Source organism: Pseudomonas sp. W2I6 (genome assembly GCF_030815935.1).
In the GTDB taxonomy this organism is placed as follows: Bacteria; Pseudomonadota; Gammaproteobacteria; order Pseudomonadales; family Pseudomonadaceae; genus Aquipseudomonas.
The window spans coordinates 6,668,780-6,685,961 of the sequence record NZ_JAUSXJ010000001.1; the positions used below are offsets into that span (position 1 = coordinate 6,668,780).

At 56.2% G+C, this 17,182-nt stretch carries 13 protein-coding genes, 1 tRNA gene and 4 pseudogenes; 7 read left to right on the forward strand and 11 right to left on the reverse strand.

Annotated elements, in window-relative coordinates:
* Window positions 1-78: 78 nt before the first annotated feature.
* Complete coding sequence (locus tag QF039_RS30840) at window positions 79-2,151, reverse strand: TonB-dependent siderophore receptor (RefSeq protein WP_177040756.1); 2,073 nt, start codon at window positions 2,149-2,151, stop codon at window positions 79-81.
* Window positions 2,152-2,378: 227 nt separating this feature from the next.
* Here QF039_RS30840 and QF039_RS30845 point away from each other — a divergent pair.
* Window positions 2,379-3,087: pseudogene (locus QF039_RS30845) on the forward strand (DsbA family protein).
* A gap of 272 nt (window positions 3,088-3,359) precedes the next feature.
* Window positions 3,360-4,646 carry an OprD family porin gene (locus QF039_RS30850; protein WP_003218115.1) on the forward strand — a complete coding sequence of 429 codons (1,287 nt, stop codon included), beginning with the start codon at window positions 3,360-3,362 and terminating at the stop codon, window positions 4,644-4,646.
* A 72-nt stretch (window positions 4,647-4,718) separates the two neighbouring features.
* On the opposite strand, the gene QF039_RS30855 is transcribed toward QF039_RS30850, so the two are convergent.
* Window positions 4,719-5,492: an alpha/beta hydrolase gene (locus tag QF039_RS30855; protein WP_307522299.1), complete on the reverse strand. Its 774-nt coding sequence runs from the start codon at window positions 5,490-5,492 to the stop codon at window positions 4,719-4,721.
* Between the two features lie 259 nt (window positions 5,493-5,751).
* On the opposite strand from QF039_RS30855, the gene QF039_RS30860 reads away from it, so the two are divergent.
* The 3 genes and pseudogenes from QF039_RS30860 (at window position 5,752) to QF039_RS30870 (ending at window position 7,358) form a co-directional block, all read left to right on the forward strand.
* The gene (locus tag QF039_RS30860) at window positions 5,752-5,967 is read left to right on the forward strand and encodes a 4-oxalocrotonate tautomerase family protein (RefSeq protein WP_003218111.1); all 216 of its coding nucleotides are present in this window, start codon (window positions 5,752-5,754) and stop codon (window positions 5,965-5,967) included.
* Window positions 5,964-6,614 (forward strand): DsbA family oxidoreductase, encoded by a 651-nt coding sequence (locus QF039_RS30865; RefSeq protein WP_307522303.1) that lies wholly within the window; start codon window positions 5,964-5,966, stop codon window positions 6,612-6,614. Before QF039_RS30860 ends, QF039_RS30865 begins: the two co-directional genes overlap by 4 nt.
* Window positions 6,615-6,645: 31 nt before the next feature.
* Window positions 6,646-7,358, forward strand: a pseudogene (locus QF039_RS30870) (SDR family NAD(P)-dependent oxidoreductase).
* A gap of 166 nt (window positions 7,359-7,524) precedes the next feature.
* Here QF039_RS30870 and QF039_RS30875 read toward each other — a convergent pair.
* A complete protein-coding gene (locus QF039_RS30875) occupies window positions 7,525-7,806 on the reverse strand; it encodes a DUF3077 domain-containing protein (RefSeq protein WP_134325561.1) in 282 nt (93 codons plus the stop codon).
* 552 nt (window positions 7,807-8,358) lie between these two features.
* On the opposite strand from QF039_RS30875, the gene QF039_RS30880 reads away from it, so the two are divergent.
* Window positions 8,359-10,113, forward strand: a complete 1,755-nt coding sequence (locus QF039_RS30880) for an anti-phage dCTP deaminase (protein WP_218571481.1) — start codon at window positions 8,359-8,361, stop codon at window positions 10,111-10,113.
* Between the two features lie 376 nt (window positions 10,114-10,489).
* On the opposite strand, the gene QF039_RS30885 is transcribed toward QF039_RS30880, so the two are convergent.
* The 7 genes and pseudogenes from QF039_RS30885 to QF039_RS30915 all read right to left on the reverse strand — a co-directional run bounded on the left by QF039_RS30885 (window position 10,490) and on the right by QF039_RS30915 (window position 15,961).
* A complete protein-coding gene (locus tag QF039_RS30885; RefSeq protein WP_307522306.1) occupies window positions 10,490-10,909 on the reverse strand; it encodes a hypothetical protein in 420 nt (139 codons plus the stop codon).
* Between the two features lie 65 nt (window positions 10,910-10,974).
* Complete coding sequence (locus tag QF039_RS30890; protein ID WP_373462070.1) at window positions 10,975-11,742, reverse strand: hypothetical protein; 768 nt, start codon at window positions 11,740-11,742, stop codon at window positions 10,975-10,977.
* Window positions 11,743-11,758: 16 nt separating this feature from the next.
* Window positions 11,759-12,574, reverse strand: coding sequence for a phosphatase PAP2 family protein (locus QF039_RS30895; RefSeq protein ID WP_134325564.1), 816 nt, complete (start codon window positions 12,572-12,574; stop codon window positions 11,759-11,761).
* Window positions 12,575-12,588: 14 nt separating this feature from the next.
* Entirely contained in the window at window positions 12,589-13,431 is an 843-nt protein-coding gene (locus QF039_RS30900; RefSeq protein WP_307522309.1) for a MipA/OmpV family protein, read from the reverse strand.
* 73 nt (window positions 13,432-13,504) lie between these two features.
* Entirely contained in the window at window positions 13,505-14,539 is a 1,035-nt protein-coding gene (locus QF039_RS30905; RefSeq protein WP_307522311.1) for a DUF1254 domain-containing protein, read from the reverse strand.
* A 157-nt stretch (window positions 14,540-14,696) separates the two neighbouring features.
* A pseudogene (locus tag QF039_RS30910) lies at window positions 14,697-15,681 on the reverse strand (helix-turn-helix domain-containing protein).
* 204 nt (window positions 15,682-15,885) lie between these two features.
* Window positions 15,886-15,961, reverse strand: a tRNA-Thr gene (locus QF039_RS30915).
* Window positions 15,962-16,006: 45 nt separating this feature from the next.
* Between QF039_RS30915 and QF039_RS30920 the strand changes: the two are divergent.
* Window positions 16,007-16,310, forward strand: a pseudogene (locus tag QF039_RS30920) (hypothetical protein).
* Between the two features lie 137 nt (window positions 16,311-16,447).
* On the opposite strand, the gene QF039_RS30925 reads toward QF039_RS30920, so the two are convergent.
* On the reverse strand, window positions 16,448-16,678 hold the full coding sequence (locus QF039_RS30925) for a DUF2790 domain-containing protein (protein ID WP_003218078.1): 231 nt from the start codon (window positions 16,676-16,678) through the stop codon (window positions 16,448-16,450).
* Window positions 16,679-17,182: the final 504 nt, after the last annotated feature.

The window sequence follows — 17,182 nt, forward strand, 5'->3', positions numbered from 1 at the left end:
ATCTGAAAAAACACAGTCGCCTATTTTGGGGGCGCTTCGCACCCCAGCGGGAGCAAGCTCCCTCGCCACGCAAGCCTGTTAGAAACTGTAGGTTCCGGTCACCACCAGACTGCGCGGGTCGCCGAACTGAATCTGCGCCGCACTCGTCGCTGACGCGTAGTATGTCTTGTCGCTGATATTGTTCAGCGCCGCCCGCACATCCCATTCCTTCTGCCGGAACCCGGCCAGTGCGTCCCAACGCCCATAACCCGGCAACGCCACCGTGTTGGCGTTATCCGCATAGCGCTCACCCACCAGCGTCAGCCCGGTTTCCGCGTACCAGCCCATCTCCGGTTTCCAGGTGACGAACAGGCTCGCGTTGCGCTTGGCCACGTCGCTGATGCGCTTGCCTTCAAAGCCATTGTTGTCTTTCACCACCGTGGCGTCCTGCAGGCCGACGCCACCGCGCACGTACCAGTTGCCGATGATCTTGCCGGTAGCGGTCAACTCCACGCCACGGGAACGCTGCTCGCCGCTGAGCAGGGTGATGGTCGGGTCCAGCGGGTCGCGGGTGCGGCGGTTGTAGAGCTCCAGTTCATACACCGCCAGGGTAGTGCTCAGGCGGTCGTCGAGCCAGTCGCTCTTGACCCCGATTTCCTTCTGTTTGGTCAGCTCAGGGCTCAGGTCGTTGGCGTTGCCCGTGGCATTGGGCGTGATGCCGATCAGGCCGCCGCCGGTCGGCGAGAACGTCTTGCTCCACGAGGCATAGAACGAATGGTGTTCCAGCGGCGTCCAGACCAGGCCCACGCGCGGGCTGGTGCTGTGGCTCACGACCTGTTCCGAGGCGTTGGTCAGTTTGTTGGTGGACTCCACATCAAAACGGTCATAGCGCAAACCGGCGAGCAGTTGCCATTGATCGTTCAGGCGCAGTTGGTCCTGCACATACACGCCCTGGCTTTGCGCTTCGGTGTGACTGCTGCTGAATGCCGGCAGGCGACCGTAGTGGCGCAGGTCCGGGTTGGGGTTGTACACATCCACGCTCGGCACGGCGGCGAGCGGCGCTCGATAGAGTTTCGGGTCACGGCGCTGGTTGCCCAATTCCACTCCGGTGAGCAAGCGATGCTCCAGGCCGAAGGTGGTGAAGCCGCCTTCCAGTTCGACGTTGTTGAGGATGTTGCGGGTGGTCAAGTCCTGCTGCCAGCGCTGGCGCCCGACCTTGCCGGTTTTTGGGTCGTAGCTGACGGCGTAGGTGTTATCGAAGTCGCTGTCTAGGGTGAACACGCCCAACGTATGGCGCAGTTGCCAACTGTCGTTCAGCTCATAGGCAAGCCGCGAACGCAGGGATTGGGACGTGTCGTCGATGTAATCGCGCTTGTCACCATAAGTGGTGCCGCGGCTGACATCCGCCGGCCGCCCATTGACCCCGGGAATGCCCCGGTCCGGCGTGCGGTTGTAGCGGCTGTATTCGTACTGCACCAGCCAGTTCAGGTCGGGGCTCAGTTGCCAGCTCATGGACGGCGCAAACAGTTGGCGATTGCCGCTGACGCCGTCGCGGAAACTGTTGTTGTCCTGGTTGCCCATGTTCAGGCGCAGGCTGATGGTGTCGGTGGGGTCGGTGCTGAGGTCGGCGTACAGGCTGCGCAAATCATTGCTGCCGCCCTGGGCCTCGATGCTGGAGGCGCGACCGGCCTGGGGCAGCTTGCTCACACGGTTGACGATGCCGCCCTGGCCGCCGCGGCCGTACAACACGGCTGCCGGGCCCTTGAGTACTTCGATGCGTTCGATGTTGTGCAGGTCGCGCACGTATTGGCTGTCGTCGCGAACACCGTCCAGGTAGAAGTCGTTGCTGGCGTCGAAGCCGCGGATGCGCAGGCTGTCGAACCGTGTGTCGGCGCCGCTGCTGACGTTGGGTATACCGCTCAAGGCCTGGCCCAGGTCATTGGTGCCGTAGGAACGCAGGTTGTCGGTTTTTACCGAGTCGATGGCCTGGGGCACATAACGCACGGGTGTGGCGGTGCGGGTGGCGGTGCTGGTTTCCTTGACGCGCGGGTCGTCCTCGTCAGCTTCGGCGCTCACGGAGGTTTCCGGCAGGACAGTGGCAGCGCAGGTAAATCCGGCAGACAGCAGGACAGAGAGCCCAAGGGTCATGGGCGTCAGGCGAAGGGCAGGCATCGGGGTGTGTATCCAAAAAGGTTGGCAGAATAAAAGCGCGTTAATGGTAATGCTTACTATTTGCGCAGGTTATCTATTCCTAGGCGGACCTTTCTGAAAAATGTTACGGCGTATGTTTTTCAAGGGTATTCGACCGATTCTCGAAACAGTCTGAAAGCCGATCCGGGGTTTTTCCCAATTGTGCGTAAGACTAATCTGCCGGGCATCAATATCCATCGGAGCCCGTCATGTCGGCAGCCACACTTCACTACATTTACGACCCGCTGTGCGGCTGGTGTTACGGCGCCGAGCCGCTCCTGAGCGCCGCCCGGAGCGTGTTACCGATCCAGTTGCACGGCGGCGGCATGATGACCGGCGCGAATCGCCAATCCGTATCGCCGCAGTTGCGTGACTACGTAATGCCCCACGACCGGCGCATCGCCGAGTACACCGGGCAACCGTTTGGCGAGGCGTATTTCGAAGGTTTGTTGCGGGACCATACTGCGGTGTTCGATTCAGCCCCGCCGACCAGCGCCGTGCTGGCGGCAGAAAAAATTGCCGGTCGCGGGCTGGAATTATTGGCGCGTCTGCAAACGGCGCACTACGTCGAAGGTCGCCGAATTGCCGATAAGGGACGTGCTGCTGACCCTGGCCGAATTCATCGGTTTGGATCCCCAAGCCTTCACCGCCGCTTTCAGTGAAATCCTTGGCGCAGCAACTCAAGCGCACATCAATGACAGCCGCCAATGGCTGGCAAAAGTCGGTGGCCAGGGCTTCCCCACGCTGGCCCTGGAGCAGAATGGGCAACTGCAATTGCTCGATATCAGCCCCTGGTTGGGCAAGCCAGAAGCCTTCGTTGAGTGGCTGAGACAAAGAGTCGCAATTTCGATTCAACCCACCCAATCGAGTGCACCAATGTGTGGCCTGCAGGGGTGTGCAGATCCAGGAAGCGCTTGATAGAGCCTTGCGCAATGATGGCTATTTAATGTTTCTTAGACTTTTTTAGCCTAAATACAGAAGATTCACGAAATTGACACACAGTAAAGGGCGCGGATAGGATTCGCCCCAACGCCTGTGGCTAACCGCCATGACTTCCCCAATAAAAAAAGGCCCGCGGCATTTCACGTCGTCCGCGGGCCTTTTTTTATCTGGGAAAGTCGACACCAGAAAAGCAACACGGAGCCTGGTGTCACAGCGCGTACTCAACCAGTAATAAGGAATATAAGAAAATGTTGAAGCAACGGATGGGGCTGATCGCTCTGGGGATTTTGAGCGCTACGCAAGCAATGGCTGACGACCAATCCCAATCGAAGGGTTTTGTTGAAGACAGCCACCTGAACATCGCGGCACGCAACGCTTACATCAGCCGCGACTACAAAAACGGCAAGCAAGACAAAGCCGAATGGGGCCAGGGCTTCATCGGCAAGTTCGAATCCGGTTTCACCCAAGGCACCGTTGGTGTGGGTGTGGACGTGATCGGCCAATACGCCATTCGCCTGGATGGTGGTAAAGGTCGCAGCGGCGCTGGCGGTATCGACTTCTTCAAGCAAGGCGACAGCGGCGAAGCGGCCAACGACCTGGCCAAGGGCGGCGCTGCCGTCAAGGCACGCATCTCCAACACCGTGATCAAGTACGGTGATCAGATGCCAGCCGTGCCGGTCCTGGAATACGACAACTCCCGCCTGTTGTCCGAAACCTATACCGGTACCTCGATCGTCTCCAAGGAAATCGCCGGCCTGCAGCTGGACGCTGGTCACTTCACCAAGGAAGCTCGCAAGAGCGCCGAGGGTTCCGACAGTGGCGCGCTGAAAAGCATCGACTACATCGGCGGTAGCTACAAATTCACCGAAAGCCTGTCGGCAGCGCTCTACGCTTCCAACATGCAGGACGTGCTGAAGAAGCAATACGTCAACGTCAACTACGTGCTGGCCCTGCCAGAGAAGCAATCGTTGACCTTCGACTTCAACGGCTACAAGACCAAGCTCGACCGTAGCTTCGCCCTGGAAAACCAAGGTGACGCCGACGCTCGCGACAACAAAATCTGGAGCCTGGGCGCCACGTGGGCCGTTGGCCCGCACAGCTTCACCGTGGCTCACCAGCGCAGCACCGGTGACACCGGTTACCTGTACGGCGGCTACCGCAACGCAGGCGGCATCGGCGACGGTGGCAACACCATCCTGCTGGCCAACTCCTACTGGTCTGACTTCAACGGCAAGGACGAGCGCTCCTGGCAAGCAGGCTACGGCCTGGACTTCAGCGCCTTCGGCGTGCCTGGCCTGACCTACAACATCGCCTACGTGCGCGGCACCAACATTGACGACGGTTCCAACCGCGGCAGTGGCACCGAGCGTGAAATCTTCAACCAGTTCAAATACGTAGTACAGAGCGGCCCGGCCAAAGACCTGAGCCTGCGTGCCCGTGCGTCGTGGTTGCGCGTTTCCAACAACGCCAGCAACTACAACGTGGGTGGTAACGAGATCCGCCTGTTCGCCGACTACCCAATCAACGTTTTCTAATTGATTCGGCGTCGCGCCTGATTCAAGGCGATAAAAAACCCCGACTGGTTCGGGGTTTTTTTATGCCTGCGATCAGCGCTTGCTGGCGGCTGCGATGATCACATCTGCGACCTTTTGCGGCTGCGACAGCATCGGCACATGGCTGGTTTGCACCACGGTGGTGGTGGCATTGATTTTCTTCGCGTAGGCCTGCTCCAGGCCCGGGTCGATCATGCGGTCCTTGGCGGCGACGATGTAATAGTTGGGTTTGGTTTTCCAGGCGGCGACCGTGATTTTATCGTCGAACGCCTTGCCCAGAATCGGCCCCTGGGTCACGGCAATCAGGTTGGCCTGGTCGGCAGGCAAGTCCTGGGCGAAGTTTTTCGCCACGGACGCGGCGGGCAAATACAGGTAGCCGGAAGCGTCGGCATTGATGGTCTCGATACCCGGCGGGGTTGGGTAGCCTTTCTCGGACTCGGCAGAACTCTGGCCCTCGGACGGCGCGAACGCGGCCACATAAACCAGTGCCTTGACCTTGTCGCTGGTGCCGCCCTGTGTGATCACACTGCCGGCCCACGAATGGCCCACCAGAACCACCCGCCCACTCTGGGCATCAATCACCCGCTGGGCGGCGGCCACATCATCGGCCAGGGACGTCAGCGGGTTTTGCACCGCCACCACCTTCAAGCCTTTGGCCTGCAACAACGGAATCACCTTGTTCCAGCTGGAGCCATCGGCAAAGGCGCCGTGCACCAGCACCACGGTGGTGTCCGATAGCGCCGGGGTGGCGGCATAGGCCTGGCCTGTGAGCATCGCGGCGGCCATCAGTGTAGGCAGCAACAGGGTTTTGACTGTGGATTTAAGCATGTGGGGCACGTCCGTAAGTGAGGGGTTATCGGCCAGCACTCAAGGCGTTTGCAGCCTGCCTTTAGCCTGTAGGCAAGACGCGCGGGGAGGGCGGTTATTCCAGGGAGCAGTAAAAAAAACGCAGCGCCGGACGTCTCGATTGATTACATAGCATCACTAATGAAGTACTCCGCCCCACCTTTATCCACCTCAGGCAACCTCTTAAATTGGCCTCACTGCCTGCCCACCATGTCGATGGGCAAGTCACTGGAGCCTTGTCATGCCATTTGTCAGCGTACGTATCACCCGCGACGGCGTTACCTCGGAGCAGAAAGCCCAGGTCATTGCCGAAATCACCGAAACCCTCGAACGCGTCCTCAACAAACGCCCCGACCTGACCCACATCGTCATCGAAGAAGTCGACACCGATAACTGGGGCTACGCCGGCATCACCACCACCCAGTACCGCAAACAGCTCGCGGAAAATCCGTCATGAGCACGCCCGTCACCATCGACTTCATCTCCGACGTGGTGTGCCCGTGGTGCGCCCTCGGCGTCACCGCCCTGGAGCAAGCCATCGACAACCTGGCGGGCGAAGTGAAGGTTGAACTGACCTTCAAACCCTTCGAACTCAACCCCGACATGCCGGCCGAAGGCGAAAACGCCGTTGCCCACATGATGCGCAAATACGGGCGCAGCGCTGAAGAAGTTGCCAGCGGCAAAAGGATGTTGATGGAGCGGGGTGCGGCCATCGGCTTCACCTTCGACCTGGAAAAACGCAGCCACTTCTACAACACCTTCGACGCCCATCGGTTGCTGTTCTGGGCGTTGCAGCAAGGGCGCCAGCTCGAGCTGAAAAAGGCGCTGTTGCGCGGGTATTTCAGCGATGGCCAGAACGTCAGCGATCACGAAACCCTGGCGGGTCTGGCCGCCGAAGCCGGGCTGGATATTGAAGGCGCACGACGGGTGCTGGGCTCTACCGCCTACGCCAATGAAGTGCGCGCGCTGGAAGCGTTCTACCGCGAGCACGGCATCAACTCCGTACCGGCCATGGTCCTCAATGGCCGCCAGCTGGTCTCCGGGTCGCAATCAGTCAGTTACTACGAACAGATGCTGCGGGAAATGTCCGCCGCGGCTGCTTGAACCATCCCATTTTCCATATAGAGGTTTCATCATGAGCAATTCGAAAAAAGTCGTTGTGATCACCGGCGCATCCCAAGGCCTGGGCGCTGCTGCAGTGAAGGCTTACCGCGAGCTGGATTACCGCGTGGTTGCCACCTCCCGGTCGATCAAAAACCGTCGACGGATCCGGACATCCTCACCGTGGCCGGCGACATCGCCGACCCGGCCACCGCCGAGCGCGTCATCCGCGAAGGCGTAGCGCGTTTTGGCCGCATCGACAGCCTGATCAACAACGCCGGGATCTTCGTTGCCAAACCGTTCACCAGCTACACCCACGAAGACTACGTAAACGTGTTGGCGGTGAACCTGAACGGGTTCTTCTACATCACCCAACTGGCGATTACCGAGATGCTGAAACAGGGCGCCGGGCACATCGTCAACATCACCACCAGCCTGGTGGACCACGCGATTGATGGCGTGCCGTCGGTGCTGGCCTCGCTGACCAAAGGCGGGCTGAACTCGGCGACCAAATCGCTGGCGATTGAATACGCCAAGCGCGGGATTCGCGTGAACGCGGTGAGCCCAGGGATTATCAAGACGCCGATGCATGGGGAAGAGACGCATGCGGCGTTGGGCAGCCTGCATCCGGTGGGGCATATGGGTGAAGCGCGGGATATTGCGCAGGCGATTGTGTACCTGGAATCGGCTGGGTTTGTGACCGGGGAAATTCTGCATGTGGACGGTGGGCAGAGTGCTGGGCACTAAGCGCTACGGCTGAATAAAAAACGCCCTGGACCGTGATGGTTCGGGGCGTTTTTTGTGTGGCGGCTTCTAGCCAGACACTCTAAAACAAACAACAAAGAACAAATGTGGGAGCCGGGCTTGCCCGCGATGGCGATGGCCCAGCCAACACACTCACAACCTGACACACCTACAGATTATTGCCCGGCGACTCCAACACCTTCACCACATCATCAATCACTGCCTTGCTCATCTCCTGCAAATAGTGCGAAGCCCAGGCGTATCGGTCCGTATCCCGAATCATCGCCGCATCCTCCGCCAACAGCTTGGCCACATGCAGCAAATCGGAAACGTGAGACAGCGCTTCGCTCAGGGAAACCCCGCTGTTAACGCGGAACAGAGGCTGGTCGGAATGAAATGAAAAAGGGGTAACGCCGAGGGTAGTGAGGCCAGACGGATTTGGAGCGCTCATCGGTAAAACTCCCATATCAAGTGAGAGCTACCACGTTCGTTATCAGGCGAATGGGTGGCAGCTGTGCGCAGGCTGATAAACCGGAGATACAGGAACCCGGCAGACCCGAAGGTCTCCCACGCACAGCCGCCATTGCACGAAATGGCGGGCGTAAAAAAACGCCTGCACATCGTGGTTGTGGGGCGCTGTTGCGCCTGCATCTTGCCGGGTTATCAGGCCCGGTCGCTGAATTTGCAGCGACGGGGGGAGGGTAGCGTGGTAGTGGGAGTGATGCAATTGAGAAGACACGTTTGGTTATAAAAAATTATTCCTGAACATAAAATATGGAATCCCCAAAAAATAATATAAGAGCAGCGAGGGCACGCGTTTGCAGCGTGATGGTGAAGTTGCATTTAACTGATGAAAGACAGCTTATTACCGCGCTGAAGAGGCGGGTGATTAAATTGTTTCAACAGCTTGGCAAGCTGACGCATTAGAGACTAGTCTCTATCGTCATGACGTGGGGTGATAGGTTTTATTATTTAATAAGAATTTAATGTGTGGGGCGTGGCTATGCGGTTCGATGGGAGCTTTGAGGAACTTAAGAAAAAATTGGCACCGATATCCTCAGCAGGAGAATGGGTGGAAATAAATAAAAATCAGTATCAGTTCAAGACTAGAAGTAAGGGGATATTAAACTGGTATCCCTCTACTGGAGGTATTTTATTTCAGGGGAAACCTCATTCAGCAGAAAAACTCAGACTTTCGGTTGAGCCGCTACTAAATACAGAGCTTCAAGGTACAGAGTACTCTCGAAATGTAATTGATAGTGCTGAGCATATAGTTGCACAACTTTCTATAGAGGATACTTCGGAAAGTACCTACTTTATAGACGATACATATGCTGATTCTGAATTAATTATTGGCTTGGTTGGCACTATCGGTACGGATTTGCCAGAAGTATCGAAGCTGATATCCGATCGCTTAAAGGTTTTCAAGTATGATGCGCGGAACATTAAGATTTCCACTGACATAATTGCAAATATAGGTAACCCATCAGGCACAATACATGAGTTTGATAGGATTAGTTCTTATATGGAGGAGGGGAATAGGCTGCGTAAGGAGAGTCAAGATAATTCTATATTGGCATTAGGTGCGGCAGCTCAAATAAATAAAATAAGAAAAACTCAAGAGCCTCTTAGGCGAAGTGCCTTTATAGTGAATTCATTAAAAAGTCCTGCCGAGGTTCAAAAATTAAGAAAGATATATTCTGATGGGTTTTTTCTAATTGGTGTGCATGCCGATCATACAAGGCGGCACGAGTTTTTGACAAAAGATAAGTCAATGTCGGAGGAACAAGCTTCTAGGCTAATCGAGCGTGATGCGGATGAAAGAGAAGAGTATGGTCAACATACAAGAGATACATATCACCTTTCTGACTTTTTCATAGATTATAATGGGAACTCGGATTCGTTAAAAAAGCAAATATGGAGAATATTAGATTTGCTTTTTGGTAAGCCTTATATAACTCCAACATTTGATGAGTACGCGATGTTTATGGCGTTCTCAGCTTCATTACGGTCCGCAGATCTCTCCCGGCAGGTTGGGGCGGTTCTCACGAAGAATCGGTGCATTATTTCCACTGGTGCGAATGATGTACCTAGGGCTCACGGCGGACTCTATTGGCCAGATAAGGATGATAAAACGCAGGAAATAACTGATATTGCCGACGGTCGGGACTATATGAAGGGAGAAGACTCAAATGCAATTCAGAAAAAACTGATTATAGAAGGGATTATAGAGTCCGTACCTGAGGAATATAGGGAGAAGTTGGCGCCGTTTATCAGAAGTAGCAAGATTAAAGATATCACTGAATACGGTAGGGTGGTCCATGCGGAAATGGAGGCTTTACTCTCTAGTGCTAGATCTGGTGTTAGTACAGCAGGAAGCGATCTATATTGTACAACCTTTCCGTGCCATAATTGTGCTAAGCACATAGTTGCTGCTGGTATTAAAAGAGTTGTATATGTCGAACCGTACCCCAAGAGTAAGGCGTTGGAGTTTCATTCGGATTCGATATCCTTGGATAAAAATAGCTGTAACGTAGTATTTGAACCATTTATTGGTGTTGGACCTAGGAGCTTTTTTAACCTATTCTCCACCAATCTCGGTAGCGGGTACCCAGTCGCTCGCAAAACCGATCACGGCGAAACCATTGATTGGAAAGAAAATGATGCCAAATTGCGTACCCAGATGTTGCCTTGTTCGTACATGGAACGCGAGACCATAGCCGCCGCTTTGCTATCAAGGTACATAGAGGAAAACTAATATGAACAGCAATAAGCAAGAATTTCTCAATCACCTTAGCGAGTCTCGTAGGGTTGTCGAGCAATGGCCTGATTGGAAGCAAGAGTCCTTGAAGGCGTCTCACGGTAGCTCTCGCGCATCGCCACCACCTCGAGAACGTGAAAAAAGCTGAACTCCGATCTATACTATTTTTTATCCTTGGGTGTGCTCAAAAATAAGGGCGCGCTCAAGGGTTAGATGATTTTTAAAGTCAGTGCTTGTCATTAATTAAGTTTGAGCAGATAAATAATTAATCTAGTTGCTCTAATTCGCGTTTTCTTTTTTGAGTGTGCTAGAAGAAGTATGCCGATTGACTCTTTGGGTTGCAGTTCACAGTCCCTGCTCCCTGCTACTCCCTCTATGAAGCAAAATCCCTGTAGTGCTGCTGGTACTCACCCCTTGACCCAAGATGATCCGTCCACTGCCGGACAGGTCCAGCCTCTTGCTCGGTCAGCTTCATCTGTTGCAACTCATCATGAAGAAGGAACACAAAATCCTCTTCGTCCTGTATCTGCCGCACGTCCTGCAGGGTCCAGTGGTGCTCGCTGATCAGATGTAGCCGAAGTTCGTCCATGGCGTCCAGTCTGGTCCAGATTGCCGTGCTGCCTTCAAGCATCCGTTCGGCGAAACACTTGAGCTTGTATAACCCAAGTGCCATGCGGGTGTGCTGATCGGCCGGTAGCCCTTCCCAGCGGAGGTCGGGGTTTTCAGTCAGAAGTTTCTCGTACTTATCAAGCGCTGCTATCCATTCACGGTGGTGATTGAATTCTTGAACCATGTTCCGGCTCTCCGCGACATCCTTTCGGGTGAAATCAAAACAATATTGCGACTTAGCCCAACACCTCAGAATCGCCCACTGATACCCAGCAGTGGCCCCTTCTGGACAATGTCATACACAAACCCGTCATGACGATAATTCACCCCCATGGCCCGGTACCCAGCCACTGCTGAAAATCCCGGCCAGAACTCCCAACCTGCCAGCGCGGCCAGGTCCCAACCCTCCCGAGACTGCCCGGCGCCCGCCATTCCCCAGGATGACAACCAGAACCGGTCGTTCACGGCATAGTGCCCACGCAGTCCCGCCATGGCGTCTGCCCAGGTCGCATTGTCTGAGCCCGATGAGCCCCCAAGAGGTCCACCATGGAAGGTGAGGGTGGTGCCGCTGTACCAGACGCGCACGCCACCGGCGACATCCAGCCGACGTTTTTCATCACCCAGTACGGTGTAGCCGCCACCCAGGAACCCGGAGGCGGTCTTGCTTTCTACCTCAAGTTTGGCGCCCCCAGGCAGGCGGTTGCGGGTGTCGGTGTCGATGTACATCAGGTCGGCGAGTACGCTGTAGGGGCCGCGACGCGCTTCCCCCATCAGCATCACCGACATGTCGACCGTCTTGGCGATGTCGGAGAAGTCGGATTTTATAAACTGTGTTCCGGTGCTGCTGTGACCCACGTGTCCGCGAATGCCGGCGCCCCATACGTAAGGTCCGCCGTTGAACGTCCAGCTATCGTTGTCTGCCGCCATGGCGGGCGCGGCGGTAACAAAGGCGCCAGCCAGTAGCGCCAGGTGTGCGTGCTTGCGCCGCAAAGCCGAGCGGAGTTTCTCACTGTGCATGATGGTGTTTCCCCGATCAGTGCTGGGTCAGCGAGAGCGCCACGCTCTCGGCTGCGCAGTCTTCTGTAGGTTTCAGGCCGGCTTTTTGCGCGGCCTTGACCTCTTCCTTCGCCGCCGCGAGATCCGTCAGGAATGCCGGGTTGCCATGCAGGCTCGCCACCGTGGCGGCCCCCATGATGCGGCCTGCATCCACGTCGCTCTGCCAGTGCGCATCGCAGATGACCCGGCTTTGGCCGAAGGACAACCCGCGGGTCATCAGTTCGGTAGCCCGTGCGGGGTTGATTTCCGCCAGTACCAGGCCCCAGGCCCAGCCCGCCGCCGAGTGGCCGGACGGCCAGGAACCATCGGTACGCAGCAACGGTTCCATGTCTTTGCGACAGGTCCCTTCGTTATGGGCCACGAAGGGGCGGGTGCGGTTGTAGGCATTTTTCCCGGCATAGGTGGAACCGCCGGCATCGGTCAGGGTGCGTTGCATCAAGGTGTAGAGATGCGGTGTATTTTTCTCGCTGATCGGCGTGCCCATCGCACAGGCGAATGCGTTGGCCGGGCCCGGGAATGACAGCTCCGCATCCGCTGCGGCGAGTTTCTCCCGAGCTGTACCGCGTAGCGACAGCGCTGCTCGCCGTGCTTCTTCATCCCGTGCAAGTGCCGCAGAGTCGGGCTTTGGCGGAGCGCCCAGCAACGCCAGGCGCAGTGGCAAGTCTGCCGAGTTCAGATAGCCTGGGGCCAGCTTGAAGTGAGGGTCGGTGACCTTGGTGGCGGCATCTTCGGCAAGTACCAGTCCCGACCAGAGCAGGCCGGCCAATCCCAGCTGCTTATGTAGTGTTTTCATCGAGTGTTCCCTGATCAAAACCGGTAAAGGGCATTCAGATAGGCGCCTGCGCCCACGTTTTCACCCGTCAGCGGGCTGTTGCGGGCGTCGGAGACCAGGGCGTAGGTCTTGATGCCGCCTTCCAGCGCCAACTGTGGTTGCCATTGCCAGGTAAGGCCCAGCTTCAAGGTCACGTCGCGCATGCCGCCGCCGGGGTGGTATTCGTCGAAGCCGGTGCGCGCCGCTTGTTGGGCGGTGACGCCGAAGCGCGCCATCATGTCTTTCTCATTGCTCCAGGTGCCGTATAGGGTCGAGTCGAGGGTCAATGTTGAAGACAGTGCGTAGGCGGTGGCGAAACCGGCTTCCAGGAACGCGGTACGCCCCAGGCTCTCGCCGCCGTAATCGCGGCTCTGGCTGGCTTGCAGGCCACGCACGAACAGGCGACCGGCCGGCAGCATCCAATACGCTTCCGCCCCGACAAGCGCAGTGCTGTCCAGGTTACCCATCCCCTTGAGGTAGTCATCACGCCCGCCCAGGGTGTGGATTCTTTCCTTGCGCCCCTGGTCATAACCCAGCAACAGGGCGATCCCGAAAGGCGACAAACCCGGTAGGTCCCAGCGCAGCCCGTCCGGGAAGGATGCGGTAAATTTGCCCCAGTTTTCGGTAGGCAAAACCGCTTTGAGTTTCAGTGACGGGAAGGCGGCGTAGTGAGAAGAGCCTTCGTACAGCGGGCCCACGGCGAGGCCGCCACCGACGGTCACGGAGGGCTCACTTGTATCGTTGGCTTGTACAGGTAGCACCATCGCAAAGGCGAGCGTTGCACCTGTCATCAGCGTCACCGGGTACTGGAGAAAAGTCGAACCATAGAGGGTTGTCATCGCTTGTTTCCTTTGGCGTAAACCAAACGTATTGGCAAGTTTTGCGAAGTTATAAAAGTCGGGAGTCAGCAAATCAGAGTGCGACGGGCTGTGGCTTTGGAAAGCTCCAGTTGCCATTCAGTATTTGTTCGCTGGGCTGATAAAGCCTGATGGTGTAGTTCCAGCCGGTTGGAGTGGGCAGGCAATTAATGATCTTTGCGTCGCAACCGCCGAACTGGATCACGATTGAACCGTCCTCACTCTTCTTGGCGGTGAGGTTGTTCAACGAATAGGCGTCATAGGGATTCTGCTGGAAGTAACCGTCGGCGTTATAAACACTGACAGACCAGAAACTATTGACAGGGACATCCCCCACTTTCAGTCGGTAAATCGTTTTCCCATCGTTATGCGACACCACGCCGCCGAGGTAAATAGCATCCTTGGCCGGGTTCCCGCCCCAGCCTGTTGCAGTGCCGATCAAGTGGTGGATTGGGTTGACCGTGCCCTTGGGACCAAAGGACTGGTTGTAGTCAGGAATCGTCGAACCCAGCACCTCCAGCGCCTCGCGCACCTTTGCCTGGCTGGTCGGGTCCCACTTGGGCACTACGAACTCCCCGACCCTGGCCTGGCTGACGGTGATTGCATCCTGCAGTGCATGGACCTTTTCGAGGTCTTCGCCATCTGCGGGATTGAAGAACGTGCGCACAGCCACAAATACATAGCGTGTGCCGACGGCCTCTTTGGTCAGCGTCCGGCGGCCGGCGCCGTACGTGACCATGGGGACGTAGTGATCCTCATTGATCACCGCCATCGACATGAACCGGCCATCGGCCTCAGGCAAGGTAATGGTGACGGGGCCGGCATCCAGGTCGAACACCGCTGACGAATAGAGCGTGTCCCGATTCATCCGCACCACACTTTGGGCGTCGATGGGCACCGCTTCGCGGGTATGGACAAACCGGCCCAAACTGCCACTGGCTACCATTTTCCCCAAGTAGAGGTCGGACTCGGCACGGGTAAAGTTATCCACACCCACCGGTATTGCCGCCTCCGGGGATGACTGGGCGTACGCACTTCCAAACGTTGCCAGTGCGACGGCCAGGGCGCACGCGGTGGATGAGTGAGACATTTAAACCTCATGGACTTATAAGTTGGCGTTATTTTTTTGACTGTATAAGAACACCTCGACGCAAACTTGCCATTTGGTGCCAAAAGCAAAGTGAGCGCGCACGCGAAGATGGCCGCTGAAATGGGCCGAATAGTTGTACGGGAAGGAAGGGAGGAGGTTAGCGACCCTGTTTCAAGAGGGAGCGATAGTGCGACGGGGGGCTTCCGGTCCAACGCTTGAAGGCGCGGGGTAAAGTGCGCGGGATCGCTGTAGCCGACCATATACGCAATCTCGGTCGCGCTGTATTTACCGCTGGCCAGTAATTGAAAGGCTTCACTGCGACGTGTTTCGTCCCGCAGCGCATCGAAGTCGATGCCGCAATGTTCAAGGCGCCGCTGCAACGTGCGGGGAGACAGCCCAATCTTTTTTGAAATAGTGGCAAGTTTGGACAGTTCCTGGTCCGCTATCTGTTTGGCGAGCACATCAGCGGTTTCAACGGTCGACTTCAAGGCTTGGGTGACTTTCCAGGCGTCATCACGAACCGCCAGCAAGGGCGTGTCGAGCAACTCACGGTCGAACTCGATCATGTTGTAAGTCGCGTTCATTTCGAGATTCGGCCCCAGGTATTCTTCAAGCGCCTCATCTCCTCTTTCCCTGGGGTTTTTCAGATGCACGCGAATGCCGCCAGGCTCACCGGACATGAGCGGTACTTTTCTAAGCAGCGCCAGGGTGCCGAAAATCACTTGCTTCGGGTCAGCCCCGTGCTGTCCGGTGAATTGGTGGATGAGTTTCGTTGTACGGCCGTCGGTGACGATTTTGACTTCGCTTGCTTGATGCAGTAACTCCGTATGAATCGACGCCACGGCACACGCCTGGGCGAGGTTGGTCGAGCCCAATATCAAGTCGCCCCAGGCGCCAAGTGAGCGTACTTCGATCAAGTGTCCCACCGACGCACCGGCGAAAGGGTCCTGTGCGATAGCTGCCATTTCATTGGCGATATGAAAGCAGGTTGCGCGCGGCACCCACCCATCAGCCTGATGAAAAACATGAGGGGAAATACCAAAACGTCGAAAGAACTCCAGCGGCGACACCCCTCGCATGCCCAGATAGGGTGCTATTTGCCGAAGCGTGCTGAGTTTGATGGAGGGCGTGGCATTCGTCATAAGCGTTTGAACCTGTTTGAAGGCAATACACTTGAAACCCGTTTTGGCGCGCAGGCAGGCACTTGTCGCGCAATTGACAGTAAACATGATGGGCGTGTCAGCGACAAGAAAGGCGAGGAGATAGGCAGGAAGGTAGCGAGGGCCGGTGTGGGACACCCTAGAAACAACAAAGCCCTCACATTTCTGCGAGGGCTTCGTTTTGTATGGTGCCGGCACCAGGAGTCGAACCCGGGACCTACTGATTACAAGTCAGTTGCTCTACCAACTGAGCTATACCGGCGTGTTAGGGCGACGATTATAGCGATTGGCAAGCATCTGTAAACCCCTGAATTCTGACTATTTTTGCAACCGACCGGGTTTTCTCTGCGCGGCCTCGTTTCAGCCACCTCAGTCCCGCCAATCCCATGCGCTGGATCACTGGAAAGGCCTGCGTGCAGAAAGCGGCAAGTGCCAGTTCCTGTCCTGGAACAACAACCTCAAGCCCGACGGCCGCTTCACCATCACGTTTTTCCGCGATGCGCAGCAAACCCAGCCGATTCAAACCGAGAACGGCACCTGGTGTGGCGGCGGACCCGACCGACGATTGCCAGGAGGATTATGAGTTCACCGAGCACCGTATTCGCGGTTAATGCCTTTTAACTTCAGATGAAATTTTGTGGCGAGGGAGCTTGCTCCCGCTGGGCTGCGCAGCAGGCCCAAAACAGTGGGAGCGCTGCGCACTCCAGCGGGAGCAAGCTCCCTCGCCACAGGTTTTGTCGTTCAGCTTTTAGCTGCCTTCGTTACACGAATCGGCAAATTTCTTGTACTCAAACACCCGCTTCTGCCCATGGGAATCCAGGTAGGTCATCCGCGCATTCACCACGCCACACGCCGCGCCTCCATCGTCCACGGTCGACAGTACTTGCTGTACATCCAGCTTGGGGCTGGCCTGGGCCGAAAAGGCGGCAACGTTGAGCAAGGCAAACAGGCTGCTGGCGATGAGGGTGTTGCGGTTCATGGTGGTGTCCTCTGAGGTTCAATAGGGTGTGTGTTGCGTTGGAGCCTATTGAGCGCCCGGGAAGTATCCGGCCTGTGTCATGCACCCCGGCGTTTTGCCTCGGCATGTGTTGAGAAGGGGATTGCATACAACTTGATACAGAAACTTATCCATTAGAGGTATTAGTGCCTCAGGGTCTTTCTCTTAGATGTTTTCGACATAACGGTCATCGTTTTTCCCTTGAATAAGGTGAGTCTTACCGTATTCTGTTTCGAAATATTAAACGTCATATAAATAGCGGAATCGTTTAACCCGGTTTACGGAACGTTGGCGGTTAATGACTAAGTTGTAATTTGATTCGTCAGCTAAGCAATTTTTCCTGACCAGGCGGCCAGAAAAACTGTTAGAAGCCTCCGCAAGCTTCTGATCTGAAAGAAATTGATAAAAATTCGCCAAATAAGTCAAAAATACGGCACTAAGCCGCTCGTCGGAAAGAATTCATCAAAAAGCATCAAAATACTGACA

Excerpts from the sequence above, each read along its gene's own strand:
- QF039_RS30840 (WP_177040756.1), bottom strand. The coding sequence starts at position 2,151 with ATGCCTGCCCTTCGCCTGACGCCCATGACCCTTGGGCTCTCTGTCCTG.
- QF039_RS30850 (WP_003218115.1), top strand. The coding sequence starts at position 3,360 with ATGTTGAAGCAACGGATGGGGCTGATCGCTCTGGGGATTTTGAGCGCT.
- QF039_RS30855 (WP_307522299.1), bottom strand. The coding sequence starts at position 5,492 with ATGCTTAAATCCACAGTCAAAACCCTGTTGCTGCCTACACTGATGGCC.
- QF039_RS30860 (WP_003218111.1), top strand. The coding sequence starts at position 5,752 with ATGCCATTTGTCAGCGTACGTATCACCCGCGACGGCGTTACCTCGGAG.
- QF039_RS30865 (WP_307522303.1), top strand. The coding sequence starts at position 5,964 with ATGAGCACGCCCGTCACCATCGACTTCATCTCCGACGTGGTGTGCCCG.
- QF039_RS30875 (WP_134325561.1), bottom strand. The coding sequence starts at position 7,806 with ATGAGCGCTCCAAATCCGTCTGGCCTCACTACCCTCGGCGTTACCCCT.
- QF039_RS30880 (WP_218571481.1), top strand. The coding sequence starts at position 8,359 with ATGCGGTTCGATGGGAGCTTTGAGGAACTTAAGAAAAAATTGGCACCG.
- QF039_RS30885 (WP_307522306.1), bottom strand. The coding sequence starts at position 10,909 with ATGGTTCAAGAATTCAATCACCACCGTGAATGGATAGCAGCGCTTGAT.
- QF039_RS30890 (WP_373462070.1), bottom strand. The coding sequence starts at position 11,742 with ATGCACAGTGAGAAACTCCGCTCGGCTTTGCGGCGCAAGCACGCACAC.
- QF039_RS30895 (WP_134325564.1), bottom strand. The coding sequence starts at position 12,574 with ATGAAAACACTACATAAGCAGCTGGGATTGGCCGGCCTGCTCTGGTCG.
- QF039_RS30900 (WP_307522309.1), bottom strand. The coding sequence starts at position 13,431 with ATGACAACCCTCTATGGTTCGACTTTTCTCCAGTACCCGGTGACGCTG.
- QF039_RS30905 (WP_307522311.1), bottom strand. The coding sequence starts at position 14,539 with ATGTCTCACTCATCCACCGCGTGCGCCCTGGCCGTCGCACTGGCAACG.
- QF039_RS30925 (WP_003218078.1), bottom strand. The coding sequence starts at position 16,678 with ATGAACCGCAACACCCTCATCGCCAGCAGCCTGTTTGCCTTGCTCAAC.